Below are 26235 nucleotides of genomic sequence, written 5' to 3'. Positions count from 1 at the left end.
GAGTTCCCGTATGCGTATTCTTTCGTCCCTTGCCATCGCCATGGCGCTGTCCACCCCGTTACTGGCCTCGGCCGCCGAGGTGCCACGGGCCCAACCGGGCGCCGGCAAAAATGTGGTGATCGTGCCCGGCTCGTTTGTCGACGGCTCCGGCTGGCGTGTGGTGCACGACATCCTGATCCACAAGGGCTACAAGGTCACCGTGGTGCATCAGGGCCATGAAACCCTGGCCGCCGACGTGGCCGAGGCCCGCGAAGTGCTCGAACAGCAAGTGGGCCCCGTGGTGCTGGTGGGCCAGAGCTCCGGCGGCGGCGTGATCTCGATTGCCGGTGACCGCGACAAGGTCAAGGCACTGGTGTACGTGTCGGCCCTGCAACCGGAAGTGGGCGAGAACATGCTGCAACTGCTCACGTCCATGCCGGCGCCGAGCAATGACATCAAGCAGACCCGCGACGGCCACTTGTTCTTTGACCGCACCAAGTACAACGCCGACTTCGCTGCCGACCTGACCACCAACCGCACCGACTTCATGGCGGCCTCCCAAGTGCCGGCCACCACCGCGCTGTTTGGCGCCACCGTGTGGGCCGCCGCCTGGCACAAAAAGCCGAGCTTTGCGGTGGTGTCCACCGAAGACCGCGCCTTGAGCCCCGACCTGCAGCGCTGGATGTACAAGCGCGCCGGTTCCAAGGTCACCGAAATCAAAGGCAGCCACTCGGTCTACATCGCCCAGCCTGAAGCGGTCGCGAAAGTGATCGAAGACGCAGCCGCTGTCATCAAGTAAGCCCAACCCCCACACGTCAAACACCAGGAGATACACCCATGAACGCTTCTATCAAATCCCGTTTCAGCCTTGCCACTGCCGCCGCCATGATCGCGTTGGCGTCCGCTTCGTTCGCTGCTGCCGCCAGCGCCGCCGACCAGCCGGAGCAACCGGGTCGCTGCTACGGCGTCAACACCTGCAAAGGCGAAAGCCTGTGCGCCACCTCCAAGAACGACTGCAAGGGCCTCAACAGCTGCAAGGGCGAAGGCGTGATCGTCAAGACCCCGTCCGAGTGCCTGAAGCTGGGCGGCACCACCACCGAACCCAAGTAACACCCCGGGCGAGCCCTGAACGGGCTCGCCTTTTATTTATTCATTCAAGGGAGCACACGCATGCCCACATCCAATCCTGGTTTCTCGGGCTACGGCCTGGGGCTGCGCAAGGAGCACTACCCGTTGTTCCTGGAGACGTCGGTGGCCGTGGATTTCGTTGAAGTGATCTCCGAGAATTTCATGGTCGCAGGCGGCCAGCCCCGGCATATCCTGCGCCAGATCCGTGAGCGCCACCCGGTGGCGTTGCATGGCGTGTCAATGTCGATCGGCACCGCCGAAGGCCTGGACCGGGCCTACCTGGACCGCCTCAAATCGCTGGTGGACGAGATCGAGCCGCTGTTTGTGTCCGACCACCTGAGCTGGTCGCGCAGTGGCGGGTTCAATTCCCATGACTTGTTGCCAGTGCCGTATACCGAAGAGGCGCTGGACCGGGTCTGCGCCAACATCGACCAGGCCCAGACGGTACTGGGCCGCACGATGCTGTTTGAAAACCCCTCCAGCTACCTGGCCTTTGACGGCGCGTCGATGAGCGAGTGGGAGTTTATCGCCGCCATGTCCCGGCGCACCGGCTGCGAGCTGCTGCTGGACGTGAACAATGTGTTTGTCAGCGCCAGCAACCATGGCTTCGATGCCCTGGCGTTTCTGGACGGGATTCCCGCCGAGCGCGTGCGCCAGATCCACCTGGCCGGGCACAGCCAGGGCCGCGAGCTGTTGATCGACAGCCACGACAGCCCGGTGTGCGCCGGGGTGTGGGACCTGTATGCCAAGGTCATGGCGAGGGTCGGGCCGGTGGCCACCATGATCGAGCGCGACGACGCGATCCCGCCGTTGGCAGACCTGCTGCAAGAGCTGTCCATGGCCCGGGTGCTGGGTGCCAGCGCAGAGTACGCGCGTGCGCAGGTGGCTTCATGAACCTTGCGCAATGGCAGCACAGCTTTCGCACGTGGCTGGTGAGCGCGTCTGATGAGGCCGCGCAATCGCTGGGCAACAAGTCCGCCGGGCTTGCGGTGTACCAGAACAATTACCGCGCGCAGTTGGTGGGGTGCCTGGAACAGGCGTTTCCCCACCTGCGGCGCTGGGTGGGCGACGAGGCTTTTTTGGCCGCCGCGATCACCCATATCGACCGGCACCCGCCCCATGCCTGGACCCTCGACGCTTATCCCGAGGGCTTTTACCAGACCTTGGGCGAGGTGTTTCCCGCCAACCCGGATGTGCATGAGCTGGCGTGGATCGAGTCGTCCCTGAACGAGGCCTTTGTGGCCGCCGACGCCGTGCCGCTGTCGCTGGACGCGCTGGCGACGGTGGATTGGGACACGGCCACGCTGTGCCTGACGCCATCGCTGCGCTGCCATGTGCTGACCACCAACGCCGAGGCGATCTGGTCGGCCCTGTGGCAGCAAGCCGCCACGCCCGAGGCGGTGATGCTGGCGCAACCGGGCGGGCTGATTGTGTGGCGCCGCCAATTGACCTCGCGCCTGCGCCAGGTGGACCGCCTGGAACTGGACGCGCTGGTGCACCTGCTGGGTGACGGCAGCTTTGCCGGCCTGTGCGAGTTTCTGGTGGCGCGGCTGGGGGAAGAAGAGGGCGTGACGCGAGCAGGCACGCTGCTGGCCGGTTGGCTGGGCAGCGAATTAATCACCGGTATCCAGGAGGCATAACCCATGTTGGATCATTTGTTGAATCGTCGGCGGTTTCTACTGTGCACGGCGGTGACCGCGGCGGCGTTGTCGCTGCCGGCCTTTGCGGGCACGTCCGGTTGGCCGGTCAGCCAGGTCAGCACTGACACGCTGGACATCGGCTACTACCAGATAGGCCCGGAGGAGGGCCGCCCGGTGATTTTGCTGCACGGCGAAAACAGCGACATCCAGAGCTTTGCCGACGTGGTGCCGCCGCTGGCCGCCCAAGGCTTGCGCGTGATCGTGCCGTATTTGCGCGGCCACGGCGCCACCCGGCTGCTCGACAGCAGCACCGCAGGCCCTTTGCAGGACGCGGTGCTGGGCCAGGACGTGCTGGACCTGATGAACGCGCTGCACATCCCGGAAGCGGTGATCGCAGGGTTTGGCCTGGGCGGACGCGCGGCCACGGCCGCGGCGACGATTCGGCCGGGCCGCTGCGTGGCCCTGGTGTCGGTGAACACGCCGCCCCCCGCGGCGTTTGCCGGGGTGGTGGCGTTATTGGCGCAAACCAGCCATTGGCGCACCTGATGTCGTTTGGCCAACATGAAAATATTGACAGTTGAGGCGCCAGGCACTGAAAAAAAGCCTGGCTGGCCGTAATCTAGCGTTCTTTGTCCTGCGTCTGGATGGGTCATGTCTTCAGCTGTCGATGGGTTGCCGCTCAATACTCGCTTGCCGGCGGTGATCGCCATTTCCCTGGGGATCGGCATGGCGACCCTGGACACCGCCATTATCAACACCGCACTGCCGACCCTGGCGGACGGGATCGGCACCGACTCGGCGTCGGTCATCTGGGTGGTCAACGCCTATCAGCTGGCGACCATCGCGGCGGTGTTGCCCTTTGCGTCGTTGAGCGACGCGGTGGGGCATCGCCGGGTGTTCCTGGGCGGCCTGCTGGTGTTTATCCTCGCCTCGCTGTTTTGCGGGCTGGCCTGGTCGCTGCCCACCCTCACGGCGGCCCGCGTGCTGCAAGGGCTGGGAGCGGCGGCGATCATGAGCGTGAACATTGCGCTGTTGCGGCATATCTACCCGGCCAACATCCTCGGCCGGGGGCTGGGGTACAACTCGCTGGTGGTGGGGCTGGCGTTCACGTTGGGCCCCACGGCCGCATCGGCGATCCTGTCGGTGGCCAGTTGGCACTGGCTGTACCTGATCAACGTGCCCCTGGGTTTGCTGGCCCTGTACCTGGGGCTGCGTTCGCTGCCGGTGATCCCGATGACCGGCCATGCCTTCGAGCGGATCGCCGCGCTGCTGTGTGCCGGCCTGTTTGCCTTGCTGGTGTTTGGCCTGGGCGAGGCGGTGCACGGTGCCAAGGCTACGTGGACGCTCTCGTTGATCGCGCTGGCCGTGGTGTGCGGGGTGGTGTTGGTCCGGCGTCAGGCCGGGCATCCGGCGCCGATGTTGGCTGTGGACCTGTTCAAGCGGCCGCTGTTTAGCTTGTCGGCCCTGACGGCGATTTGTGCTTTTTGCACCCAGGGCCTGGCGTTTGTCTCGCTGCCGTTCATGTTGCAAACGGTGTTGGGCCACAGCCAGGTGGAAACCGGTTTTCTGATGACGCCCTGGCCGGCGGTGGTCGCGGTGATGGCGCTGGTGGCGGGGCGTCTGGCGGACCGCGTGTCGTTGGCGCTGTTGTGCGGCGTTGGTTTGTTGTTGTTAAGCCTGGGGATGGCGGCGATGGCCACCTTGGGCAATGACGCCACGGCGTTTGAGATCGGTTGGCGCATGGCGTTGTGCGGCGCCGGGTTCGGGTTTTTCCAGTCGCCCAACCTCAAGGCCATCATGACCAGCGCGCCCTTGGTGCGCAGCGGCGGCGCCAGCGGGATTGTCGCCATCTCGCGGCTGATGGGGCAGACGCTGGGCGCGGCGCTGGTAGCGTTGTGCTTCCACGCGTCTTTGAGCAGTGGCCCTCAATACGCCTTGTGGCTGGGGTGCGCGTTTGCGCTGGCGGGGGCCGTGGCCTGCGGTTTGCGCCTGTTGCCCTATGACAAGCGGGTTTAATGGGCGGTTGGTCTTGTAAACCGTAAAGGTAGGCGGCTACTGTGGCCGTCTAAATAATTCAGAATGTTTCAGCTTTATGCCCGATCCGGTCCCTCGCAGTGCTGATTCAAACTCGCGCCGCGCCGCGCTGACCCTTGGCCTGTGCCTGCCCAGCGACGTATTGCTTTACCTGATCCTGCCCATGGAGTCCCAGGCGTTCGGCATCACCCTGGCCCAGGCCGGGGTGTTGCTGGCGGCCAACCGGCTGGTGCGGATTTTCGGCTACAAGCATGTACTCAACTTCTATGCGCGCAACGGCGACCGCCTGACCTGCTCGATTGCGGCGGGCGCGGCGGCGGTGTGTGCGTTGGGCAACTCGATGTTGTCCGGGTTCGCCGCCTTGCTGGTAATGCGGTTGATCTGGGGCCTGTGTTTTGCCGCGTTGAACCTGTCGACCCAGGTACTGGCCACCGCCGAGCCGGTGGGCGCGGCACGCCGGGCCGGGCGTTCGCGGGCGGTGATTGCGGTGGGGCCGATGCTGGCGTTGCCCTTGGGCGGTTGGCTGACGCTGTGGGTGGGGCCCCGTCCGATTTTTCTGATTCTGGCCGGGTGCTGCTTGCTGGGCCTGTGGATGGCGCGCGGCCTGCCCAGCGTCGGGCATGACCTGCACGGCACCCCGGGGCGACGCTTCCGGTTGCCGGACAGCGTGGCAACCTGGTCCTTTATCGAAGGCGTGGCGCTGGACGGGTTGTTTATCTTTGGCCTGTCGTTGCAGGCGCAAAAGATTCTGGGCGGAAATGCGGTACTGATCGCCGGTGGCCTGATGGCCTTGCGGTATGCGTCGGAATTGCTCCTGAGCCCCTTGGGCGGCCGGGCTGCGCAGCGTTTTGGCGCGACGCACATGCTGTTGCTGTTTTCCTTTCTCAGCGCCCTGGCCCTTGGCGCGTTCGGCAGTTACTGGGTGATCGTCGGCGCGGCGGCGGTGCTGGTGCTGCGGGCCCTGCAATTGCCGCTGGTGACCACCTTGGTGGCCGAGCGCAACCCCGGTAACCTGCGGGTTTCGGCCCTGGCCTCCAATGCGGTATGGCGCGACATTGGCGCCGGGCTCGGGCCGTTGCTGGCGGGCCTGTTGCTGCCGGTGGCGTCGGCGGCCTGGGTCTTTGGCCTGGCCGGTGCTGCCATCGCGCTCAGTGCGGTGTTCTGCTGGCGCAAGACTGTTTAATGACCCCCGATGTGAGGCTTAGTGTGTCCAACCTTGAGTTCGTACGTTTGCTTGACGATGCCTACCGGCATTTGACTGGAAAAGGACTGCCAGCCCCCGACCACCTGGACCCGGCACAACGCCTGGCGTGGCTGCACGAACAGGCTCCCTACAGCCTGCTGGCCCACGACGGTGCAGCCGACCCGCGTTTTACCTACGTCAACGAGTGCGGCTTGCGCTGCTTCAAGTACCCGCGTGAAACCTTCATCGGTATGCCGTCGCGCTTGAGCGCCTCGGAGCTGGACCGCCCCGAGCGACAAGCGTTGATGGAGCATGTGGCCGCCAACGGGATCGCCGACAACTGCAGCGGTTGGCGCGTGGACGCCGACAACCAGCCGTTCATGATCCATGCCTGTGCGGTGTGGAACCTGCAAAACGGGGCAGGGCAGGCGGCGCTGTTTTGGCCCGACGAACAACGGATCGGCGTGCTGTAATCCTTTTGAACGATGGTTCACTGCATTTTCTCTAACGCTTGTAAGCACTCATGCCAAGCGAGGTGAACCATGCACCGTTACCAGCAGCAACCCGGCACGCCCAACCCTGACACGCGCACCCCCGGCGAAGAGGAGCGCGACAACGATGCGTTGCGGCCCAATGACCCGGCCGAGCGTGAGCGGCAGGCTGATGAAGTAGAGGAAAATTTGGAGCGCTTGCGGGATAAGGCGCGCCCCCTGTGAGGGGGGGGCGGGTGTATCGGTTCTGGCCTAATGCCGTTTGGGCGCGGTCCAGGTCACTTCGGTAATACCGAACTTTTCCGCCCAGGGGCGGGTAGTCTTTTTTACCCGCTCGTGGCCCTGGCGGCCTACGCGTCCGACATGGGCAATGCCCGCGTCACAACTGGCCCAGTGCCATGCCTCGGCGTTGTTCATGATCTCGGCGCGCACCAAAAAGGTCTTGGCTTCGCCATGTAGCTGATAGTGAATGGTGTAGATCGTTGCGGTTGCCATGATGCCTCCCTGTCTTGTGTTGAGTTGATACAAAACGCTTCAGAAAGGTTCAGAAAGTTTGCGATATCCGAAGGGGCTGTAGGCGCTTTCACTGTGATTGGCAAACAGCGGCGTTCAAGGTATTAGTGACGCCTTCGCCGCATGCTCAAGGATCGCGTCATGTCTGAAGATTCACCCCGCCTGGCCCACAGCCGTCTGTACCTGCAACGCCTGGGCTACGACACGCCACCGCCGCCCACCTTGCAGACCCTGCATGACTTGCAGTTGCGCCATGTCTGCACGTTTGCGTTTGAAAACGTGTCGAGCCTGTTGCGCCTGCCGGTGCCCATCGACTTGCCCAGCGTGGAGCGCAAGGTGTTGTTCGATGGGCGCGGCGGGTATTGCTACGAGTTGAACCAACTGTTTTTGGCGCTGTTGCAGGAACTGGGCTTTGACGCCCGGGGCATTACCGGACGGGTGGTCATCGGCGGCCCACCGGATGCCCACACCGGGCGTACCCATCGCCTGAGCCTGGTGACGGTGCAAGGCGTGCGTTACATCTGTGATGTGGGCTTTGGTGGCATGGTGCCCACCACCCCGTTGCAACTGGACACCCGCGCCGCCCAGCCTACGGCGCACGAACCTTACCGCCTCACGCTCAAGGAAGGCAGTTACACCCTGTGGGCCGAGGTCGCTGGCGAATGGCGCGGGTTGTACGTGTTCGACTTGCAGGTGCAGGGGGCCATCGATTACGAGATCGGCAACTGGTACGTCTCCACCTTTCCCCAGTCTTCCTTTGTGGGCCAGTTGAAGGTCGCGTTGATCGGGCCCGGCTACCGCAGGACCCTGCAAGACGCCCACTACACGGTTCATTACCTGGATCGTCCCAGCGAAAAACGCACCCTGGGGACCGCCGATGAGTTGCGGGCGTTGCTGCAAGACGACTTTGGGATCCGCCTGCCGCAGCATCCCCAGTTGCCTGAGGCGTTGTCGCAATTAGTCGAGCACAGCCAGCAGGCTTGAGACGGGCGCGGCGGCGGGCCTGTGCCCATGCTGTCCGCGCAAGCCCCCCTTTGTGTCCCCCAATACCCTCAGCGCTGCGCCCCGGCTGCCTTAGTGTGGATCACGCGTTTCCACAACAAGAGCGAAGGTGGCTATGGGGCCCATCACCCTGCGTTGTATCGGCCTGTTGCTGGTCATCGCCAGCCTGCTGGTGGCCTGTGACGACACTGCGCGGCCTGCACCCGAACGTGCCGCGGCCGCCCACGCCATGCCGGGCGACGCGGCACTGGCCCAGGTGTACGACACCAGTTGCAAGCTCTGCCATGCCAACCCCGCGGCCGGTGCGCCGCTGACGGGCGATGCCGCGGCGTGGAGCCCGCGCCTGGCCCAGGGCGCCAACACGCTGCTGGACCACACCCTCAATGGCTACAACGGCATGCCGCCCATGGGGCTGTGCATGCAGTGTTCCGAAGAGCAGTTTTTGGCGCTGATCAGTTTTATGTCAGGCCAACACTTCCACTAGACACGATGGGGTAGGCGATGGCGCTTTCACGGCGACAACTCTTGCAGCGCGCGGCCATGGCCGGTGCTTTCACGGCGCTGGCCAGCCACCCGGTGCTGGCGCAACTGGTGCGTGTACCCCGGCTGATTCCCTGGCGCAACTGGTCGGGCGCGCAAGCGTGCCTGCCCCTGGCGCGCCTGGCGCCCAAGACGCTGGAGGAACTGGCGCAGGCGATTGTCCAGGCGCCGGGCAAGGTCCGCCCGGTGGGCGCCGGGCATTCGTTCAGCGCGCTGGTGCCCACGGACGGTACGTTGCTGTCCCTGAGCTTTTTCAACGGCCTGCTGGACCACGATCCCAGCACCTTGCAGGCCACGTTCGGCGCGGGCACGCCGATGTCGCGCATGGGCGATGCGCTGAAAAACATCGGCCAGGCGCTGCCGAACATGGCGGACATCGACTACCAGACCCTGGCCGGGGCCATCGCCACCTCGACGCACGGCACCGGCAAGGGGTTCACCGCCTACTCGGGCACGGTCACCGGCCTGCAACTGGTGACCGCCGGGGGGCAGGTGCTGGACTGCGACGCCCGTCACCACCCCGAGGTGTTTAACGCGGCGCGCGTGTCCTTGGGGGCACTGGGCGTGGCCACGCGCATTCGCCTGCAAAACCGCGCGGCGTACCGCCTGCGCGAACGCCAGTGGATCGCCAAAACCGAAGAGCTGTTGGAAGACGTGGAAAAAAACACCCGAGAAAACCAGCATTGGGAAATGCTTGTGGTCACCCATTCTGACTACGCGCTGTCGATTGCGCTGAACGAAACCACTGACCCGCCCACCCCGTCCCTGGACCCGGCCGAAGCGGGCGGCAACGGGTTTGTCTCGATCATCGAGAAACTCGACAAATACGTCAGCGATTTCCCGGGCACCCGGCGCAACCTGCTCAACAGCCTGCGATTTTTTGCACGTTTTGAAGACCGGGTGGCCGAGTCGTACCAGGTGTACGCCAACGTGCGCAATGTACGGTTCAACGAGATGGAGTATTCGGTGCCCGCCGAACACGGCCCGGCCTGCTTGCGCGAGATCCTCAAACTGATCACCGACAAGGACCTGCGCACCTGGTTTCCCATCGAGTACCGCTACGTCAAGGCCGATGACATTCCCCTGAGCATGTTTGAAGGCCGCGACAGCTGTTCGATCTCGGTGCACCAGCACTACACGCTGGACCATCACAATTTTTTTGCCGCCGTCGAGCCGATCTTCTGGAAATACGCCGGGCGCCCGCACTGGGGCAAGTTACACAGCCTGAACGCCCGGGCCTTGCAGCCGTTGTATCCGCACTGGGACGACTTCGCGCGGGTGCGCCGCGAACTGGACCCGGGCGGTAAATTCCTCAATGCCCACCTGTCATCCATCCTGGGAGTGGCCTGATGAACCGCAGACATTTCATGCTCGGCGGCGCGGTGGCGCTGCTGGGCGGCGCGTTGCTGTTGCGGCCCGGCGACCGGGGCAGCCCGTACAGTGCGTATTTCCGCACGCTCAACGAGATGCTCAAGGCCCAGGGGCCGATGCGCCCGGTGATGTTGATTGACCTGGACCGGCTCGACCACAACATCGACGTGGTCAGGCAATCGGTGCAGCGCGGCGGCAAACACCTGCGGTTGGTAGAGAAGTCTCTGCCGTCGCCCGGGCTGTTGGCCTACATCGCCAAGCGCGCTGGCACGCAGCGGTTGATGTCGTTTCATCAGCCGTTTCTCAACCACGATGCCAGGGTGTTTCCAGAGGCCGACATCTTGCTGGGCAAGCCGTTGCCGGTGCGCTCGGCCGAGGTGTTTTACCAGACCCACAAGGGCCCGTTCGACCCGTCCCGCCAGCTGCAATGGTTGCTGGACACGCCCGAACGCGTGCAGCAGTACCTGGCGCTGGCCCAGGGGCTGGGCACCAAAATGCGCGTGAATATCGAGTTGGACGTGGGCCTGCACCGTGGCGGCGTGAGCGACAACTCGGTGTTGGGGCAGATGCTCAGGTTGATTGACGCGCACCCGCAGCACCTGGCGTTCAGCGGTTTCATGGGTTACGACCCGTTCGTGGGCATGGGCGTGCCGGGCATTTTGGGCTCGCCACAGACGCTGTTCGAGCGCGTCATGCAGCGCTATCAGGGCTGTGTGGATTACACGCGCCAGCACTTTGCGCCGATGTGGCGGGACGGCCTGACCCTCAACACGGCGGGCAGCCCCAGTTATCGCATCCACGAGCAGGAGCGCTTGAGCAGCGAGGTGTCGGTGGGCACCGCAATGCTCAAGCCTGTGTACTACGATTTGCCGTCGCTGAGCGAGCACGTGCCAGCGGCGTATATCGCAACGCCGGTGCTCAAGCGCACGGGGCCGGTGACGATGCCCGCGCTCGAGGGCGCTTCGCGCCTGCTGTGGTGGTGGGATATCAACCTGCGCGCCACGTTTTTCATTTACGGAGGCAACTGGATGGCCGAGTTCGCGTCGCCCTCGGGGCTTGGCAGTAACGCGCTGTACGGGCGCAGCTCCAATCAGGAAATGGTCAACGGTTCGCCAGCGGTGGGGCTGGGCGTGGACGATCACGTGTTCCTGCGCCCCACCCAGAGCGAGTCTGTGCTGCTGCAGTTCGGCGACCTGTTGGCCGTGCGGGGCGGCCAGGTTGTCGACACCTGGCCGGTGTACCGCTAAACACGGCGGCGCTTACAGGGCGAATGGAATCGTCAGCTTGGCCCACAGCATGTCGCCTTCCGGGCGGTTCTTCACGTCGAACTCCTTGGCCCAGCGGATCTCTGCGCTGGCGTACTTGAAGAAGGTGAAATACACCGCAGGCCCGATCGCGAACACCTGGCCCTTGACGCCGTCATCGACGTCTTCCCCATAAATGTTCACCACCGTGCGGCCGTACTGTTTGTCGTTTGTGGTCTGTTTGAGGTAATAGCCGTTGAGGCCAAGGCTCAGGGTGTCGGTCACCTTGTAGCTGGCCGAATAGTCGAAGTGGAAAATCTGCCCCGAGCGGTAATGGGTGTCGGGGTTTTCCTTGTTGAAGCTGTAGGTGGTCTTCACCGAGAGCTCAGTGCGCTCGTCTGGCAGCCAGGTGGCCGACACCAGGGGTTTGTAGGTGTAGAAATTATTGCTGGTGTTGGCCAGGCGCGAGGCGTCGTATTCGCCGGTGGGCAGGGTGATTTCCACGGCGGTGGCCAGGGTCAGGTGTTTGCCCATGTCCCACAAAATGATGGGTGCGACGGTGGTGTCGCCCATGCTTTCGCGCCGGTCTGACAGGCCGAACAGTGACACCTGCTGGCGCAGGTACGGTTGGGCGATGTAGCCGCCCAGGCGCCCGCCGAAGATCCGCAGCGGGCTCAAGTAGTCCAGGCGCGGGATGATGGCGTCAGACTGGATCTTCACCTGGGGCACCTTGCCGCCCAGGGAACTGATGTCGAAGGTGCGCGCCTCGTAGTGGTTGTAATACAGGTTGAAGGCAAACATGTGGTCGGGCAGGTGATCCACATCCAGCGGCAGGACGTAGAAACCGTCGGTGCCGGGGCCGATGTTGTCCACGCCGCCCTCGGTGGCCAGGGCAGGCAGGCTGATAAGGGTCAACAGGGCGAGTGGTACGGGGTGAAGCGCACGGGTCGGGTTCATGTCGGGGCTCCCTTTTTATTGTTAGGTGTCGGGCATGGCAGCAGCCACCTATAGCAATAAGCCTTGCGCGCCCTGGGGGGCAGGGTATTGGCGGCCACGGAGGGGGGCTTTGGCGGACACTGTTCATTCAGAGCGCTGCGTCTCTTGCAAGCGCCTATGCTTGTCGGGATGTTTCCAAAACAAGAGCTGAAGCACTCAGTCGGGGCGCGAGCACCATGCCAAGCAAAGCCGTCGATCCGCACTACGAACTGGCGCTGGTTTCGCCGTTCCTGCTGCAAACCCTGGGGCAGGTGGTGGCGCAAAAAGGCACCAGCGCCGAGCACCTGTGTCGTGGGCTGGGGTTTACCCTGGCCGACCTGGACGACCCTGCCCAACGTATCTCCTATCGCCAGGCCGTGGCGATGATCCAGCGTGCCCTCAAGGTCTTGCCCGACCAGGGGCTGGGGTTGTGGGTGGGCGACCAGAATGTATTGGGCACCCTGGGCCTGCTGGGGCATGTGATTTCGCTGTGCAAGACCTTGCGCGATGCGTTGGCCATCGGCGAGCGGCATCAGCACAACTCGGGCGGTATCGCCACTTCGCGCATGCAGGCGGGGGCGGGTGAGGTGTTTGTCGACGTCGAATGCCTGCTGCCGTGCGCACAGGTGCAGGTGTTTGCCGCCGAAGAGTTCTTTGCCAGCCTGATGGTGTATGGCCGCGCGCTGGTGGGGGCCGAGTTCAGGCCGATGCGGGTCGAGTTCATGCACGCCGCACCGCCCTATGTGGCCGAGTACCATCGCCTGTTTGGCGCCGACGTGCGTTTTGGCTGCCTGCATAACCGCATGGTGCTGGCCGAGCATTGGCTGGCGGTGCCACTGCCCAATCATCATGCGTTGGCGTTGCGCCAGGCCGTGGAGTTGCTGGAGCTGGAAAGCGCCCAGTTGCATCAGAAGATGGACCTGATCCAGGCCGTCGAGCGGGCGATTTCCCGGGACTTGCAGGGCAGCCAACTGGGAGAAGGTGGCCCGCGACTTGAACATGAGTGGCCGCACGCTGCGCCGACGCCTGACCGGGCACGGGCTGACGTTCGAGGGGGTGTTGGAGCAGATGCGCCGGGCGCGGACCATGGGGTTGTTGGGCAACCCTGGGTTGTCCATCGAGCGTATTACCGAGGAAGTCGGCTACAGCGATGTACGCAGTTTCAGACGGGCATTCAAGCGTTGGACGGGACTGAGCCCCAGCGCATTTCGCGGCGAGGGGGGAGGGCTGGCATGAGCCCTGGGGTGGTCCCCTTCAGGCTGCCAGCGAAGGGGGCTCAGGACGCTGAAAACCCTTCGGAACGCGTGCGCAAAGGTTTGCTTTTTGGCGAATCAAAAAGTGCGCCGATCGCTTGGCGGGCGCGGGACAGTCGGCTCATCACCGTACCAATCGGCAATTCGAGCATTTCCGCGGCTTCTTTGTAACTGAATCGTTCTACGCCCACCAGCAGCATGACTTCGCGCTGGCCGTCGGGCAGGCGTTGCACGGCTTCCAGGATCTGGCGGTGCATCAGGTCAGACTCGGGGTTGGGCGCTTCGGGGTCGCTGACGGTTTCCAGGAACTCGTCGTTCCAGTCCATGCGTGAGCGGCTGCGCACTTTGCGTGAGCGCAGTTCGTTGATCCAGGTGGAGTGGACGATGGAAAACATCCAGCTCAGCACCGAGGTGTCCGGCTGCAACTGATGGGAACGCTCCAGCGCCCGCACGCAGGCTAGCTGCACTAGGTCTTCGGCATCGTGTTTGTCGCCCGAGATCCGCAATGCAAACGCCCACAGGCGCGGCAGCAGGTCTGGAAGCAGTGCGGGTAAATCTGCACCGGTGATCGACATATTTCCTCTTATTATTTCTTGAGGCTTAAAATGAAGCGGTCAGGCTACGAGGTCGGTGCCGTAGCGGATGCCAATGTCTTGGGCGTCCATTGCGTTGCAGAGGGTCCTGGGAAGCGACAGCGGTGTTGCGATGTTTGGTGCTTTTGCACAAAGTAGGCCAACGTTTCTTGTGCGTTTCACCGGAATTATACAGATACAGCATGAAACATATAATATTTCTGCGAGCGTGGGAATATTTTCGAATTCCATGTGTTGTCTTAGAGTATCTGCTCGTCTTTTAGAGTGTTTCTAATTTGCTTTTTAGTATTTCTATATGTTGCAACGTGACAATTGATATCAATATGATGGCTGTGCGCTACCCGCTAACCAGTCTCTTGGCCCACAAGGCCGACTTCACGTAACGTGGTAATGATGAACATAGATGGAGTAATGATCCCATGGTAGCGGATGATGTTCTGCTGATGGCCTATGTTGACGGTGAGCTGACACCGCAACAGAACCAGGAGCTTGAGCGCCTTATAGATGCCTCACCGGATTTGGCCGAACGTGTCTCGCGGCTCATGGCTTCGTGCCTGCCGTATGAAGAGGCGTTTGCCCGGCAGAAACTGCCTCCGGTGCCCGAGAGCCTGAAGCTCAATATTGCGGCGTTGGCGGCTCAACATTCGGCGGTTTCTGCAAAGGCGCCTGCCTCTGCTGCCGCGACTGCAAGAAAAGACAGCGTTTTTGCCCGCTTGTTCGATGGTGTGCGCGCTAAATTTGCGTGGCCTGCCTTGAGCTTCGCAGCCGGTGCCGCGTGCTACGCGCTGGTGCTCCAGATCGGTGCGTTCAACGGCCTGTTCAAGCCCGGTGTCGATGCCACCGCTCCCGTGGTGGCGCAGGCCTTGCCATGGGTTCAGCAAGCGGCGGCGTACCAGCACCTCTACACCCGTGAAACCGTGGCCTACGGCGCTCAGCCGCCGGATGTGATCAGCCGCACCCTGGCCGATATCCGCCAGGTAGACGGCTTGCCCGTGCGGGTTCCGGACCTCAGCTCAGCAGGCCTGACCTTCAAGCGCGTGCAACGGTTGCGCTTTAACAACAAGGCGTTGATCCAGCTGGTTTACCTGCCCGAAAATGGCGCGCCGGTGGCCCTGTGCATCATGAAAGAGCCCAAGCCGGACCAGGGCGTGGCCCAGCAAAGCGTGGCGCAAATGAACGTTGTGACCTGGCGTGAGTCTGAGATGGGCTACGCCCTGATCGGCGAGCCCACAGGTGTCGATCTCAACGCCGTTGCCCGACTTGTCGCCGACCACAGTGCTGCGCAGCTGTTTACGCTCAACGCTGCACCGCTTTGGATCGCCAGCATTCAAAAATGACAGTTTTTGGGTCGGGTATTGGATCCCAATGCCCCGACAGCCGGCTGTTTGATGAAAAAAACCGTTTTGTTGAAAAAACACCGTCCAAAACTCCTGCTGGGGCTGTGTGTTGGCCTTGTGACAAGCGCGGTGCTCCTGTGGGGCGGCCGTGAGGGAGGGCTGTTCCCTTCGTTATCGAATTCCTCGCCCACTGCCGTACAAATCGTCGACGAAATGGAAGCGGCGGCCGGTCGGGTGCGCCCGGGGTTTCGTCGCAATCACGCCAAGGGCCTGTGTGTCAGCGGCCACTTTGAAAGCAGTGGTAACGGCGTGGCCGTCTCCAAGGCCAGCATCTTCAAGCCTGGCACTGTGCCGGTGATGGGCCGGCTTTCGGCGGCAGGCCCCGATCCAAGCCAGGCGGATATGCACAGCATGATCCGCAGTCTCGCGCTGAGTCTGTACACCCCCGACGGCCAATCCTGGTACACGGCGATGAACTCGGTACCGGTGTTTGCGGTGAACACGCCACAAGGCCTGTACGAACAGTTGCAGGCGTCGGTGCCGATGTATGGCGGCGCGGGGCCCGACCAGGCGAAAATGTACGCCTTCAGGCAGGCCCACCCCGAAACCAAGCGGTTCCAGGGCTGGCTGGCCGCGCACCCGGGCTCTTCGGGCTTTGACAACACCGCGTATTACAGCGTGAACGCCTTTCGCATGACCGACGAGCAGGGCACGGTGCGTTTTGTGCGCTGGAGCCTGGTGCCCGAAACGGCGTATGCGCCCATGACCGATGCCCAGCGCAAAGACCCCGATTTTCTCGCTTTTGGTTTTGCCTCGCGGCTCGAGCAGAGTGCGGTGCGCTGGCATTTGCTGATCACCTTGGCCGAACCCGGCGACCCTACGACGGATGCGACCTTGCAATGGGCTGAACCCCGGCAGCGTATCGATGCGGGCGTGCTGGTGATTGACGATCAGCAGTCGCAGATGGACGGTCCCTGCCGCGATGTCGACTTCAACCCGCTGCAATTGCCCCCCGGCATCGAACCCTCGGACGACCCGCTGTTGCTGGCGCGCGCGGCGGCTTACGCCGAGTCGCATCGGCGCCGGGTCGAGGAGGGCGCTCGGCACTGAGGGGCGCCGTGCGCTTTTTTTTAAGCCCCCACAGGAATAAATCCAAGGCCTCGCCCGTTCTATCCCCAGAACTTATTCGACGAGCCTTGCCCCATGACTCACCCGACCCCGTCGCAACCTCTGGATTTCACCGCGCTGGCCCTGCCATTGGGCGACGTGGCGCCGTGCGGTGAAAACCTCGAATACGACCCGCAATTTTTGCTGCTCGAAGAGGAAGCCCTGGGCAAGCCCGAAGTGCAATACGGCGACACCATCACCCAAGCCATCGAGCCCAACTGGAAAGCGGTGAGCGCCCAGGCGCAGGCGTTGATGGAACGCAGTCGCGACCTGCGTCTGGCTGCCTGGCTTACCCGCGCGCAGCTGCACCTCAACGGCATCGAAGGCCTTGCCGCCGGCCTGGGTCTGATCGAAGCGTTGCTGGTCAACTGCTGGGAGCACATGCACCCCCAGCTGGACCCGGACGACGACAACGACCCGTTGCTGCGCATCAATATCCTGGCGTCCCTGCGCGAGCCCGCTGGCCTGTTGCGTGACCTGCTGGACACGCCGCTGGTCAGTGCACGCAGCGTCGGCCCTTTCAGCCTGCGTGACCTGGACCTCGCCAGCGGCGAGCAGGGCAGCACCGAAACCCTGGCCATGATCGAAGGCGCGTTTGCGCAGGCCGACCCGCTGCAACTGCGCGCCACCGAAGCCGCGTTCGGCGCTGCCTTGCAACACAGCCTGAATATCGAACAGCGCCTCACCGAAAATGTCGGTGTCGGCCGCGCCATCGACCTCAGTGGCCTGGCCACGCTGCTGCGCCGCGCAGGCGAGGCCATTGCCCGCCGCGTACCGGACAGCCCGGCCGAGGAGGCCGTTGTGCAGACAGACGCCACCGTGGTTGCAGCCCCGCAAGCACCGCGTGGCGAGATCAACAGCCGCGAAGACGCGCGCCAGGCCATCGACCGCCTGTGCGTCTACTTCAACACCCACGAACCCGCCAGCCCTGTGCCATTTTTGTTGCAGCGGGCCAAAAAACTGATCGACAAAAACTTCATGGAATTGCTCCAAGACCTGGCCCCGGATGGCCTCGCACAACTGGCGCTGATCAGTGGCGTTCGCAACAGCGATAACTGAACAGCCTGAACCGACCGTACTCAACCCTTCACTGGAGTTATCCCGTGGCCAAAGAAAGCAGTCAGAAATTCATTGCCCGTAACCGCGCCCCTCGCGTTCAGATCGAATACGACGTGGAAATCTACGGTGCAGAAAAAACCGTGCAACTGCCCTTCGTGATGGGCGTGTTTTCCGACCTGTCCGGCAAACCGGCCGAGCCGTTGCCACCGGTGGCCGAGCGCAAGTTCCTGGAAGTCGACGTCGACAACTTCGATGAGCGCCTCAAGTCGATGAAGCCGCGCGTGGCCTTCCAGGTGCCCAACACCCTGAGCGGCGAAGGCAACCTGCCGGTGGAAATCACCTTTGAAAACATGGACGACTTCACCCCGGCCGCCATTGCCCGCAAGGTGCCGAGCCTCAACCAGTTGCTGACCGCCCGCAGCCAACTGTCGAACCTGCTGACCTACATGGACGGCAAAGTGGGCGCCGAAGAACTGATCGCCAAACTGCTCAACGACCCCACCGTAATGCAAGCGCTGAGCAGCAGCCCCAAACAACCTGAGTAATTGAACAACCGCTGACTCTGCCGACGCCTGTTTGCCTCGGTACGGGGACGCTTTGCCCAAATTTCAAGGATACCGTCATGTCCACTACGCAATCGGAACAACCAGGACTGCCCGAAGCCGCTGTCAGTTTTGACGCCGGCGACTTCGCCAGCCTCTTGCAAAAAGAGTTCAAGCCCAAGACCGACAAGGCTAAGGAAGCGGTGGAAACCGCCGTGCGCACCCTCGCCGAACAGGCGCTGCAAGGCACGCACCTGGTGTCCAACGACGTGCTGGGCACCATCGAAGGCCTGATCGCGGCCCTCGACCAGAAGCTCACCGAGCAGATCAACCACATCCTGCACCACGAGGAATTCCAGGGCGTGGAAAGCGCCTGGCGTGGCCTGCACTACTTGGTCAACAACACCGAAACCGACGAGTCGCTGAAGATTCGTGTGATGAACATTTCCAAGAACGAAGTGCACAAGACCCTGCGCAAGTTCAAGGGTGTGGCGTGGGACCAGAGCCCGATCTTCAAGAAGCTTTACGAAGAAGAATACGGCCAGTTCGGCGGCGAGCCCTACGGTGCGTTCGTGGCTGACTACTACTTCAACAACAGCGCGCCGGACGTCGAGCTGCTGACCCAGATGGCCCAGGTCAGCGCCGCGGCGCACTGCCCGCTGATCACTGCTGCCGACCCCAGCGTGATGCTGATGGAGTCGTGGCAGGAGCTGGCCAACCCGCGTGACCTGACCAAGATTTTCCAGACCCCGGAACACGCCGCCTGGCGCAGCTTCCGCGCCAGTGAAGACTCGCGCTACGTGGGCCTGGCCATGCCGCGTTTCCTGTCCCGTGCCCCGTACGGCGCCAAGACCAACCCGGTGGAAGACTTCGACTTTGAAGAAACCACCGACAGACCCGGCGCCAAGGACTTCACCTGGGCCAACGCCGCCTACGCCATGGCCGTGAACATCAACCGCTCCTTCAAGCATTACGGTTGGTGCTCGCAGATTCGCGGCATCGAGTCCGGTGGTGCGGTAGAAGGCTTGCCTGTGCACACCTTCCCGACCGATGACGGCGGCGTGGACATGACCTGCCCGACCGAAATCGCCATCAGCGACCGCCGTGAAGCGGAGCTGGCGAAGAACGGCTTCATGCCCCTGGTGCACAAGAAAAACAGCGACCTGGCCGCCTTTATCGGTGCCCAGTCCATGCACAAGCCGGCCGAATACGACGACCCGGACGCCACCGCCAACGCCAACCTGGCGGCGCGCCTGCCGTACCTGTTCGCCACCTGCCGTTTTGCGCACTACTTGAAGTGCATCGTGCGCGACAAGATCGGCTCGTTCAAAGAGCGCCAGGACATGCAGATCTGGCTCAACAACTGGATCGGCCGCTACGTCGAACACAACCCGGCCACCGCCACCGACGCCGACAAGGCCCGCAAGCCACTGGCCGGTGCCGAAGTGATTGTCGAGGAAGTCGAGGGCAACCCCGGCTACTACAGCTCCAAGTTTTTCCTGCGTCCGCACTACCAGCTCGAAGGCCTGACCGTGTCCCTGCGTCTGGTTTCCAAGCTGCCGTCGACCAAAGCGTCCTGATAACCCTATTTTTACCCAACACAGGTACTGACCATGATCCTGCTTAACTTCAAAGGCAAACAAATCAAAGGCACTTCCACCGTCGAAGCGCACAAGGACTGGATCACCATCGACGCGATCCAGATGGGCGTAGGCCGCGCCATTTCCACCAGCGGCGGCGGCGCCGACCGTGACACCAGCAACCCGTCTTTCTCGGAAATCTCCCTGACCAAGGCCACTGACCTGGCGTCGGCGGACCTGTTCATGGAAGCGGTGTGCGGCAAGAGCCTGGGCGATGCCGAGATCCACTTCATCCAGACCGGCGGCCCGGACAAGAAGCAACAGGTGTTCCTCAAGCTCATCCTGGGCGGCGCGATCATCAGCTCCTACTCCGCCAGCAGTAACGGCGAGCGTCCGAGCGAAACCTTCTCCATCAACTTCGTGACCATCAGCTACGAGTACGACTCCTTCACCGGCGACACCGTGATCACCGGTACACCGAAGAAGTGGGACCTGGAAGCCAACGCCAAGATCTAAGGCGCTTGCACGGGTGGGAGCGGGCGACCCCGCTCCCTTTGATTGACGTTTACACGAGGGCTGACTCATGGCTGAACTCACCAGCCGCGAACGCCTGCAGCCGTCCTTGCTCGACCGCTTGAGCGACGACGACACCGAGCACGCCGTGGAATCGCGCGACAAGCGCGTGCTGTCCATGAGCGGCTTGCGCAAAGCAGTGCTGCGCGACCTGGGTTGGCTGCTCAACAGCACCAGCCTTGGCAGTTTTCGTGACTTGGGTTTTTACCCGCTGGCCGCGCAATCGGTCATCAATTTTGGTCTGCCGGACTTGTCCGGCAAGACCGCCGCCGGGCTTGACCGTGAGGAGCTGGGGCGGCGAATCCGCCAGGCCATCCTGGACTTCGAGCCGCGCATCCTGCGTGACAGCCTGCGCGTGGTGCCACTGGGCACCGCTGCCATTCCTAACCAGATGGCCTTTGAAATTCATGGCGAACTCTGGGGCCAACCGCTGCCCGAGCGCCTGTACCTCAAGACTGAACTGGACCTTGAAGCCGGTGAGGCCAGGGTTTTCGATATCGAGACAAGGGACGTGCGGTGAACGCCAAACTGCTGCGCTATTACGAACGTGAACTGGCCCACCTGCGTGAAGTGGGCGGTGAATTCGCCCGCGACTACCCCAAGGTCGCCGGGCGCCTGGGCCTGGAAACCTATGCCTGCGCCGACCCCTATGTGGAGCGCCTGCTGGAAGGCTTTAGTTTTCTGGCGGCGCGGGTGCAGTTGAAGATCGACGCCGAGTTTCCGCGTTTTACCAACCACTTGCTGGAGCTGGTGTACCCGCAGTACCTGGCGCCTACGCCGTCCATGGCCGTGGTGCAGTTGCAGCCGGACATGAGCGAAGGCAGCCTGGCCGCAGGTTTCAAGGTGCCGCGCGGGACCGCGTTGCACAGCCAGTTGGGCAAGGGCGACCAGACCGCCTGCGAGTTTCGCACGGCCCACGACGTGGACCTGTGGCCGGTGGAGCTGACCGAGGCGCGCTATTTTGCCTGTGGTGGCCAGGTGGCCGGTGTCGATCTGGCGCGCCTGGGCGGGGTGAAAGCCGCGTTGCGCCTGCGCTTTAAAGCGGGTGCCGGGCTTGCCTTCAGTGACCTCGCCCTGGACACGCTGCCCCTGCACATTCGCGGCGGCGAGGCCATGCCCTCGCGCATCCTCGAACAGCTGCTGGCGCAGTCCGCTGGCGTGTTGGTGATGCCGGTGCAAGAGCATGTGGACTGGCACCAGTTCCTGCCCAAAAGCTGCCTGCGCGCCATTGGCTACAGCGATGAAGAAGCGCTGCTGCCCGCCGGAGCCCGCTCGTTCCAGGGCTATCGGCTGTTGCAGGAATACTTCGCCATGCCCCAGCGCTTCATGTTCGCCGAACTGGCGGGCCTGGCCAACAGCGTCAGCCGCTGCGCCGCCGAGCAATTGGACGTGATCGTGCTGTTCAAAAAGCTTGACCCGGTGCTGGAGCAAAGCCTCAGCGCCGCCAACTTCGGCCTGTATTGCACCCCGGCGATCAACCTGTTCCCGATGCGCACCGAGCGCGTGCACCTGTCCGACCAGCAAGCCGAATACCACGTGATCCCCGACCGCACGCGGCCGATGGATTACGAGATCTACCAGATCGAAAACGTCACCGGCTACGGCAGCGGCGCTGAAGCGGCGCAGACCTTCGAGTCGTTTTACCGGGCCAATGACCTGCATGCGCGCAAACCGCCCAGTGCCTATTACCAGGTGCGGCGCGACGCCCGTTTGTTGTCCGAGCAGCAACGCCGCCAGGGCCCGCGCTCCAGTTACATTGGCAGTGAGTTGTTCCTGTCGCTGGTGGACGCCCAGGAAGCGCCGCACCGCAGCAGCTTGCGCCAGTTGGGCATCGACACCCTGTGCAGCAACCGCGACCTGGTGTTGAGCATGCCGGTGGGCAGCGGCAAGACCGACTTCAGCGTCGAGTCCGGCGCACCCGTGCACAGCGTGCGGTGCGTGGCCGGGCCTACGGTGCCCGCGCCGTCGTTTGCCGAAGGCGAAACCGCCTGGCGGCTGGTCAGTCATTTGTCGCTCAACTACCTGTCGTTGCTCGACCAGGACAAAGAACAAGGTGCGGCGGCCATGCGTGACCTGCTGCGCCTGTATTGCCGGGTGGATGACGAGGCGGCGCACAAGCAGATCGACGGCCTGCTGTCGGTAACCGCCGAAAGTATCGTGCGGCGCCTGCCCCTGCCGGGGCCGATCACCTATGGCCGTGGCTTGCACATCAGCGTGACCCTTGATGAGTCGGCCTTTGAAGGCAGCGGCGTGTTTGTGCTGGGCTCGGTACTGGAGCAGTTTTTCGCCAAGTACGTGTCGCTCAACTCGTTCACTGAAACGGTGATCAAGAGCGCCGCGCGCGGTGTGATCATGCAGTGGCCGGCGAGGGTAGGGCGATGCGAGATCCTCTGACCCTGCTCAGCGCCCTGGAGGCGCACCCGGGCCGTTTCGATTTTTACGGCGCCTTGCGCCAACTCGAGTGCGCGTTCCCCCAACTGCCGCGTATCGGCGAAGCCGCGCGCCCGGCCGATGAAGCCGTGCGCTTTGGCCAGCAACCGTCGCTGGCCTTCGAGCCTTCGATGATCGCGGCGCTCAAGCCGGGCGCGACGCCCAAACTGCTGCTGAATTTTTTCGGCCTGTTGGGCGCCAACGGCCCGTTGCCGATTCACTTGAGCGAATACATTCGCGATCGCCAGCGCAACCTCAACGACCCGACCCTGGCCGCGTTTTGCGACGTGTTCCACCACCGCATGATCAGCCTGTTCTACCGCGCCTGGGCCAGTGCCCAGCCCGCGGTGAGCCTGGACCGTCCGCAGGCGGACAACTTTGCGCGTTACCTGGGTTCGCTGATCGGCCTGGGCATGCCCTCACTGCAAAACCGCGACGCGGTGGCGGACGTCGCCAAGCTGCATTTCGCCGGGCGCCTGGGCCCGCAGACTCGCAATGCGGGCGGCCTGGCGGCGTTGCTCAGCGACTACCTGCAAGTGCCGGTCAAAGTCGAGCAGTTCGTGGGCCACTGGATGACCTTGCCCGCCGACGGCCTGTGCGCGCTGCGCAGCGGCCCGCAAGCGGCGGTGCTGGGCCAGACCACGGTCATGGGCAAGAAAGTCTGGAACACCCAACACAAATTCCGCCTGCTCATCGGCCCGCTCGACCTGGCGCAAACCCGCCGCCTGCTGCCGGGAGGCGACAGCCTCAAGCGGGTGCAGGACTGGGTGCGCCAATACGTCGGCCTGGCGATGGACTGGGACGTCAACCTGATCGTCAAGAAAGAACAATTGCCTGGCTTGCGCCTGGGGTCTGCGCCATTGGGCTGGACCAGTTGGGTCAGCAGCCGGGCCCCCTTGCAGGATGACCGGCAGTTGCTGATCAACCCGCGTGTCTCCCTTACCCCTGAAGGATCTGCCCATGGCTGATATCAGTCGCGTCGCGCTTTTCGGCAAACTCAACAGCCTGTGCTACCGGGCGATCGAAAGCAGCACCGTGTTTTGCAAAATGCGCGGCAACCCCTATGTGGAACTGGTGCACTGGTTGCAGCAGATCCTGCAACTGACCGACTCTGACCTGCTGCGCCTGATCCGTCATTACGAGATCGACCCGGCGGTACTCGCCCGCGACCTGACAGGCGCGCTGGACCGCCTGCCCCGTGGCTCCACTTCGGTGACCGACCTGTCCTCCCAGGTTGAGGAGGCCGTGGAGCGTGCGTGGGTCTACGCCACCTTGATGTTTGGCGAGTCCCAGGTGCGTTCCGGGCACTTGCTGCTGGCGCTGCTCAAGACCCCGGGGCTGCGCAACGGTGTGTATGGCGTGTCCCGCGAGTTCAACAAGATCGGCATCGACGACTTCAGCGAACAGTTCGCCGCGTTGCTCAAGGACTCGCCCGAAGCCCAGATGACCGCCAGCGACGGCTTCCAGGTGCCCGGTGAAGACGCTGGCGCCCTGGCCCCGGCGGCCATGGGCAAGCAGGAAGCGTTGAAGCGTTTTACCGTCGACCTCACTGAGCAGGCGCGCACCACCAAGATGGACCCGATCGTGGGGCGCGACGAAGAGATCCGCCAGGTGATCGACATCCTTATGCGCCGCCGCCAGAACAACCCGATCCTGGTGGGCGAAGCCGGTGTGGGCAAGACCGCCGTGGTCGAGGGTTTTGCCCAGCGCATCGCCCGTGGCGACGTGCCGCCCAGCCTTAAAGACGTGCAATTGCTGGCCCTTGATGTGGGCCTGTTGCAGGCCGGGGCGAGCATGAAAGGTGAGTTCGAGCAGCGCCTGCGCTCGGTGATCGACGAGGTGCAGACCAGCGTCAAACCGGTGGTGCTGTTTATCGACGAAACCCACACCCTGGTGGGCGCGGGCGGTGCAGCGGGCACTGGCGATGCGGCCAACCTGCTCAAGCCCGCGCTGGCCCGCGGCACGCTGCGCACCATTGGCGCGACCACCTTTGCCGAGTACAAAAAACACATCGAAAAAGACCCGGCGCTGACCCGGCGTTTCCAGACCGTGCAGGTCGACGAGCCCGACGAAGCCCGCGCCTTGCTGATGCTGCGCGGCATCGCCGACACCATGCAGCAGCACCACAAGGTGCAGATCCTCGACTCGGCCCTGGAAGCCGCGGTGCGCTTGTCCAACCGCTACATCCCGGCGCGCCAGCTGCCGGACAAGGCCGTGAGCCTGATCGACACCGCCTGTGCCCGCGTCGCCATCAGCCTGCATGCCACGCCCGCCGAGGTGGATGACAGTCGGCGGCGCATCGAAGCGTTGGAAACCGAGGGTGCGATCATCGAGCGTGAAGCGGCCATTGGCGTGGAAACCGCCAGCCGCCGTGCGGCCGTGGATGCCTTGCTGGGCAGCGAGCGTGAGCGCCTCGAGGGCCTGGAAAGCCGTTGGGACCACGAGCTGTCGCTGGTGGAACAGATCCTTACATTGCGTACAAAACTGCCCGAGCTTGAAGAGCGCGAAGCGGGCCTGGTGGAATTGCGCCAGCTGCAAGCCGAACTCGCCGAGGTGCAGGGTGAAACCCCGCTGGTGCTGATCAGCGTGGACGAGCAGGCGGTGGCCTCGGTGGTGCAGGACTGGACCGGCATTCCCGTGGGGCGCATGGTCAAGAACGAAATCGAAAACGTGCTCAACCTGGCGCAGCGTTTGTCCCAACGCATCATTGGCCAGGACCACGCCTTGCAGATGATCGCCCGGCGTATCCAGACCTCGCGCGCGGGCCTGGACAACCCCGGCAAACCGGTCGGCGTGTTCATGCTCGCCGGCACCTCGGGGGTGGGCAAGACCGAGACGGCGCTGGCCCTGGCCGAGTCGTTGTATGGCGGTGAGCAGAACGTCATCACCATCAACATGAGCGAGTACCAGGAAGCGCACACCGTCTCGACCCTCAAGGGGGCGCCGCCCGGCTACGTGGGCTATGGCGAAGGCGGCGTGCTGACCGAAGCGGTGCGGCGCAAGCCCTACAGCGTGGTGCTGCTGGACGAGGTGGAGAAGGCGCATCCGGACGTGCACGAGCTGTTTTTCCAGGTGTTCGACAAGGGCTGGATGGAAGACGGTGAAGGCCGGATCATCGATTTCAAGAACACCTTGATCCTGCTCACCACCAACGCCGGGACTGCGCTGATCAGCCACCTGTGCCGCGACCCGCAGACCACCCCGGCGCCGGAAGACATCGCCAAGGCCCTGCGCCAGCCGCTGTTGGAGGTGTTCCCGCCCGCGCTGCTGGGCCGCCTGGTGGTGATCCCGTATTACCCGCTGAGCGACACCATGCTGGGCAGCATCATCCGCCTGCAACTGGGGCGCATCGAGAAGCGCATCGCCGAGGGCCACAAGATCCCGTTCACCTTTACCGAAGAGGTGGTGCAGTTGATCGCCAGCCGTTGCACGGAACTGGAAAGCGGCGGGCGGATGATCGACGCGATCCTGACCAACTCCATGTTGCCGGCCATCAGCACCGAATTCCTCAACCGCCTGTTGGCCGGTCACCCGGCGACGCAGGTGCAGGTGAGTGTCGAGGATGGCGAATTTGTTTATGTGTTCGAGCAAGGTTAAATCC

26 protein-coding genes and 1 pseudogene are annotated in these 26235 nt (G+C 63.4%); 24 read left to right on the top strand and 3 right to left on the bottom strand.

Annotated elements, in window-relative coordinates:
- The first annotated feature begins 10 nt into the window (after positions 1 to 10).
- The 9 genes from ACW9H9_RS01430 to ACW9H9_RS01390 all read left to right on the top strand — a co-directional run bounded on the left by ACW9H9_RS01430 (position 11) and on the right by ACW9H9_RS01390 (position 6680).
- A complete protein-coding gene (locus ACW9H9_RS01430) occupies positions 11 to 778 on the top strand; it encodes an alpha/beta fold hydrolase (RefSeq protein ID WP_457341221.1) in 768 nt (255 codons plus the stop codon).
- Positions 779 to 816: 38 nt separating this feature from the next.
- Positions 817 to 1089, top strand: coding sequence for a BufA2 family periplasmic bufferin-type metallophore (gene bufA2 / locus ACW9H9_RS01425; RefSeq protein WP_457341220.1), 273 nt, complete (start codon positions 817 to 819; stop codon positions 1087 to 1089).
- A 60-nt stretch (positions 1090 to 1149) separates the two neighbouring features.
- Positions 1150 to 2001 carry an MNIO family bufferin maturase gene (gene bufB / locus ACW9H9_RS01420; RefSeq protein ID WP_457341219.1) on the top strand — a complete coding sequence of 284 codons (852 nt, stop codon included), beginning with the start codon at positions 1150 to 1152 and terminating at the stop codon, positions 1999 to 2001.
- Positions 1998 to 2747, top strand: a complete 750-nt coding sequence (locus ACW9H9_RS01415) for an HvfC/BufC family peptide modification chaperone (protein WP_457341218.1) — start codon at positions 1998 to 2000, stop codon at positions 2745 to 2747. Before bufB ends, ACW9H9_RS01415 begins: the two co-directional genes overlap by 4 nt.
- 3 nt (positions 2748 to 2750) lie before the next feature.
- The gene (locus ACW9H9_RS01410) at positions 2751 to 3293 is read left to right on the top strand and encodes an alpha/beta fold hydrolase (RefSeq protein ID WP_457341217.1); all 543 of its coding nucleotides are present in this window, start codon (positions 2751 to 2753) and stop codon (positions 3291 to 3293) included.
- A gap of 105 nt (positions 3294 to 3398) precedes the next feature.
- The gene (locus tag ACW9H9_RS01405; RefSeq protein WP_457341216.1) at positions 3399 to 4763 is read left to right on the top strand and encodes an MFS transporter; all 1365 of its coding nucleotides are present in this window, start codon (positions 3399 to 3401) and stop codon (positions 4761 to 4763) included.
- Positions 4764 to 4839: 76 nt separating this feature from the next.
- Positions 4840 to 5964 carry an MFS transporter gene (locus ACW9H9_RS01400; RefSeq protein WP_457341215.1) on the top strand — a complete coding sequence of 375 codons (1125 nt, stop codon included), beginning with the start codon at positions 4840 to 4842 and terminating at the stop codon, positions 5962 to 5964.
- The gene (locus ACW9H9_RS01395; protein WP_457341214.1) at positions 5964 to 6437 is read left to right on the top strand and encodes an MEKHLA domain-containing protein; all 474 of its coding nucleotides are present in this window, start codon (positions 5964 to 5966) and stop codon (positions 6435 to 6437) included. The genes ACW9H9_RS01400 and ACW9H9_RS01395 overlap by 1 nt, the downstream gene beginning before the upstream one ends.
- A gap of 69 nt (positions 6438 to 6506) precedes the next feature.
- Complete coding sequence (locus tag ACW9H9_RS01390) at positions 6507 to 6680, top strand: hypothetical protein (RefSeq protein ID WP_457341213.1); 174 nt, start codon at positions 6507 to 6509, stop codon at positions 6678 to 6680.
- 27 nt (positions 6681 to 6707) lie between these two features.
- Here ACW9H9_RS01390 and ACW9H9_RS01385 read toward each other — a convergent pair whose 3' ends face one another.
- Complete coding sequence (locus ACW9H9_RS01385) at positions 6708 to 6950, bottom strand: DUF6555 family protein (RefSeq protein WP_457341212.1); 243 nt, start codon at positions 6948 to 6950, stop codon at positions 6708 to 6710.
- 159 nt (positions 6951 to 7109) lie between these two features.
- Between ACW9H9_RS01385 and ACW9H9_RS01380 the strand changes: the two genes are divergently transcribed.
- From ACW9H9_RS01380 to ACW9H9_RS01365, 4 genes are all read left to right on the top strand, one after another.
- Entirely contained in the window at positions 7110 to 7952 is an 843-nt protein-coding gene (locus ACW9H9_RS01380) for an arylamine N-acetyltransferase family protein (RefSeq protein ID WP_457341211.1), read from the top strand.
- Between the two features lie 133 nt (positions 7953 to 8085).
- Positions 8086 to 8454 (top strand): c-type cytochrome, encoded by a 369-nt coding sequence (locus ACW9H9_RS01375; RefSeq protein WP_457341210.1) that lies wholly within the window; start codon positions 8086 to 8088, stop codon positions 8452 to 8454.
- Between the two features lie 56 nt (positions 8455 to 8510).
- Positions 8511 to 9860 (top strand): D-arabinono-1,4-lactone oxidase, encoded by a 1350-nt coding sequence (locus ACW9H9_RS01370; protein WP_457341319.1) that lies wholly within the window; start codon positions 8511 to 8513, stop codon positions 9858 to 9860.
- A gap of 59 nt (positions 9861 to 9919) precedes the next feature.
- Positions 9920 to 11128 carry a DSD1 family PLP-dependent enzyme gene (locus ACW9H9_RS01365; protein ID WP_457341318.1) on the top strand — a complete coding sequence of 403 codons (1209 nt, stop codon included), beginning with the start codon at positions 9920 to 9922 and terminating at the stop codon, positions 11126 to 11128.
- A 12-nt stretch (positions 11129 to 11140) separates the two neighbouring features.
- Here ACW9H9_RS01365 and ACW9H9_RS01360 read toward each other — a convergent pair whose 3' ends face one another.
- On the bottom strand, positions 11141 to 12082 hold the full coding sequence (locus tag ACW9H9_RS01360; protein ID WP_457341209.1) for a SphA family protein: 942 nt from the start codon (positions 12080 to 12082) through the stop codon (positions 11141 to 11143).
- A 215-nt stretch (positions 12083 to 12297) separates the two neighbouring features.
- Between ACW9H9_RS01360 and ACW9H9_RS01355 the strand changes: the two are divergent.
- Positions 12298 to 13336, top strand: a pseudogene (locus tag ACW9H9_RS01355) (AraC family transcriptional regulator).
- Between the two features lie 40 nt (positions 13337 to 13376).
- On the opposite strand, the gene ACW9H9_RS01350 reads toward ACW9H9_RS01355, so the two are convergent.
- Positions 13377 to 13928, bottom strand: coding sequence for an RNA polymerase sigma factor (locus ACW9H9_RS01350; RefSeq protein WP_457341208.1), 552 nt, complete (start codon positions 13926 to 13928; stop codon positions 13377 to 13379).
- A 437-nt stretch (positions 13929 to 14365) separates the two neighbouring features.
- Here ACW9H9_RS01350 and ACW9H9_RS01345 point away from each other — a divergent pair, with 437 nt between their 5' ends.
- The 10 genes from ACW9H9_RS01345 to tssH all read left to right on the top strand — a co-directional run bounded on the left by ACW9H9_RS01345 (position 14366) and on the right by tssH (position 26231).
- Positions 14366 to 15283 (top strand): anti-sigma factor family protein, encoded by a 918-nt coding sequence (locus ACW9H9_RS01345; RefSeq protein ID WP_457341207.1) that lies wholly within the window; start codon positions 14366 to 14368, stop codon positions 15281 to 15283.
- A 51-nt stretch (positions 15284 to 15334) separates the two neighbouring features.
- Complete coding sequence (locus ACW9H9_RS01340) at positions 15335 to 16393, top strand: catalase family peroxidase (protein WP_457341206.1); 1059 nt, start codon at positions 15335 to 15337, stop codon at positions 16391 to 16393.
- A 93-nt stretch (positions 16394 to 16486) separates the two neighbouring features.
- Positions 16487 to 17509: a type VI secretion system protein TssA gene (tssA, locus tag ACW9H9_RS01335; protein WP_457341205.1), complete on the top strand. Its 1023-nt coding sequence runs from the start codon at positions 16487 to 16489 to the stop codon at positions 17507 to 17509.
- A 44-nt stretch (positions 17510 to 17553) separates the two neighbouring features.
- A complete protein-coding gene (gene tssB, locus ACW9H9_RS01330) occupies positions 17554 to 18054 on the top strand; it encodes a type VI secretion system contractile sheath small subunit (RefSeq protein WP_457341204.1) in 501 nt (166 codons plus the stop codon).
- A 77-nt stretch (positions 18055 to 18131) separates the two neighbouring features.
- Entirely contained in the window at positions 18132 to 19631 is a 1500-nt protein-coding gene (gene tssC / locus ACW9H9_RS01325; protein WP_457341203.1) for a type VI secretion system contractile sheath large subunit, read from the top strand.
- 33 nt (positions 19632 to 19664) lie between these two features.
- On the top strand, positions 19665 to 20147 hold the full coding sequence (locus tag ACW9H9_RS01320; protein WP_457341202.1) for a type VI secretion system tube protein Hcp: 483 nt from the start codon (positions 19665 to 19667) through the stop codon (positions 20145 to 20147).
- A gap of 67 nt (positions 20148 to 20214) precedes the next feature.
- Positions 20215 to 20724, top strand: a complete 510-nt coding sequence (gene tssE, locus ACW9H9_RS01315) for a type VI secretion system baseplate subunit TssE (protein ID WP_457341201.1) — start codon at positions 20215 to 20217, stop codon at positions 20722 to 20724.
- Entirely contained in the window at positions 20721 to 22598 is a 1878-nt protein-coding gene (tssF, locus tag ACW9H9_RS01310) for a type VI secretion system baseplate subunit TssF (protein WP_457341200.1), read from the top strand. Before tssE ends, tssF begins: the two co-directional genes overlap by 4 nt.
- Entirely contained in the window at positions 22583 to 23602 is a 1020-nt protein-coding gene (tssG, locus tag ACW9H9_RS01305; RefSeq protein ID WP_457341199.1) for a type VI secretion system baseplate subunit TssG, read from the top strand. The genes tssF and tssG overlap by 16 nt, the downstream gene beginning before the upstream one ends.
- Positions 23595 to 26231: a type VI secretion system ATPase TssH gene (tssH, locus tag ACW9H9_RS01300; RefSeq protein WP_457341198.1), complete on the top strand. Its 2637-nt coding sequence runs from the start codon at positions 23595 to 23597 to the stop codon at positions 26229 to 26231. The genes tssG and tssH overlap by 8 nt, the downstream gene beginning before the upstream one ends.
- Positions 26232 to 26235 lie beyond the last annotated feature (4 nt).

The organism is Pseudomonas sp. SDO5215_S409 (genome assembly GCF_054071325.1).
Note: the sequence above shows the minus strand (reverse complement) of the source record. Positions and strands in the feature narration are given on the sequence as shown.

What these genes read in the sequence shown, in the direction of transcription:
- ACW9H9_RS01430 (WP_457341221.1), top strand. Translation starts at nt 11, where the DNA reads ATGCGTATTCTTTCGTCCCTTGCCATCGCCATGGCGCTGTCCACCCCG.
- bufA2 (WP_457341220.1), top strand. Translation starts at nt 817, where the DNA reads ATGAACGCTTCTATCAAATCCCGTTTCAGCCTTGCCACTGCCGCCGCC.
- bufB (WP_457341219.1), top strand. Translation starts at nt 1,150, where the DNA reads ATGCCCACATCCAATCCTGGTTTCTCGGGCTACGGCCTGGGGCTGCGC.
- ACW9H9_RS01415 (WP_457341218.1), top strand. Translation starts at nt 1,998, where the DNA reads ATGAACCTTGCGCAATGGCAGCACAGCTTTCGCACGTGGCTGGTGAGC.
- ACW9H9_RS01410 (WP_457341217.1), top strand. Translation starts at nt 2,751, where the DNA reads ATGTTGGATCATTTGTTGAATCGTCGGCGGTTTCTACTGTGCACGGCG.
- ACW9H9_RS01405 (WP_457341216.1), top strand. Translation starts at nt 3,399, where the DNA reads ATGTCTTCAGCTGTCGATGGGTTGCCGCTCAATACTCGCTTGCCGGCG.
- ACW9H9_RS01400 (WP_457341215.1), top strand. Translation starts at nt 4,840, where the DNA reads ATGCCCGATCCGGTCCCTCGCAGTGCTGATTCAAACTCGCGCCGCGCC.
- ACW9H9_RS01395 (WP_457341214.1), top strand. Translation starts at nt 5,964, where the DNA reads ATGACCCCCGATGTGAGGCTTAGTGTGTCCAACCTTGAGTTCGTACGT.
- ACW9H9_RS01390 (WP_457341213.1), top strand. Translation starts at nt 6,507, where the DNA reads ATGCACCGTTACCAGCAGCAACCCGGCACGCCCAACCCTGACACGCGC.
- ACW9H9_RS01385 (WP_457341212.1), bottom strand. Translation starts at nt 6,950, where the DNA reads ATGGCAACCGCAACGATCTACACCATTCACTATCAGCTACATGGCGAA.
- ACW9H9_RS01380 (WP_457341211.1), top strand. Translation starts at nt 7,110, where the DNA reads ATGTCTGAAGATTCACCCCGCCTGGCCCACAGCCGTCTGTACCTGCAA.
- ACW9H9_RS01375 (WP_457341210.1), top strand. Translation starts at nt 8,086, where the DNA reads ATGGGGCCCATCACCCTGCGTTGTATCGGCCTGTTGCTGGTCATCGCC.
- ACW9H9_RS01370 (WP_457341319.1), top strand. Translation starts at nt 8,511, where the DNA reads ATGGCCGGTGCTTTCACGGCGCTGGCCAGCCACCCGGTGCTGGCGCAA.
- ACW9H9_RS01360 (WP_457341209.1), bottom strand. Translation starts at nt 12,082, where the DNA reads ATGAACCCGACCCGTGCGCTTCACCCCGTACCACTCGCCCTGTTGACC.
- ACW9H9_RS01350 (WP_457341208.1), bottom strand. Translation starts at nt 13,928, where the DNA reads ATGTCGATCACCGGTGCAGATTTACCCGCACTGCTTCCAGACCTGCTG.
- ACW9H9_RS01345 (WP_457341207.1), top strand. Translation starts at nt 14,366, where the DNA reads ATGGTAGCGGATGATGTTCTGCTGATGGCCTATGTTGACGGTGAGCTG.
- ACW9H9_RS01340 (WP_457341206.1), top strand. Translation starts at nt 15,335, where the DNA reads ATGAAAAAAACCGTTTTGTTGAAAAAACACCGTCCAAAACTCCTGCTG.
- tssA (WP_457341205.1), top strand. Translation starts at nt 16,487, where the DNA reads ATGACTCACCCGACCCCGTCGCAACCTCTGGATTTCACCGCGCTGGCC.
- tssC (WP_457341203.1), top strand. Translation starts at nt 18,132, where the DNA reads ATGTCCACTACGCAATCGGAACAACCAGGACTGCCCGAAGCCGCTGTC.
- ACW9H9_RS01320 (WP_457341202.1), top strand. Translation starts at nt 19,665, where the DNA reads ATGATCCTGCTTAACTTCAAAGGCAAACAAATCAAAGGCACTTCCACC.
- tssE (WP_457341201.1), top strand. Translation starts at nt 20,215, where the DNA reads ATGGCTGAACTCACCAGCCGCGAACGCCTGCAGCCGTCCTTGCTCGAC.
- tssG (WP_457341199.1), top strand. Translation starts at nt 22,583, where the DNA reads ATGCGAGATCCTCTGACCCTGCTCAGCGCCCTGGAGGCGCACCCGGGC.
- tssH (WP_457341198.1), top strand. Translation starts at nt 23,595, where the DNA reads ATGGCTGATATCAGTCGCGTCGCGCTTTTCGGCAAACTCAACAGCCTG.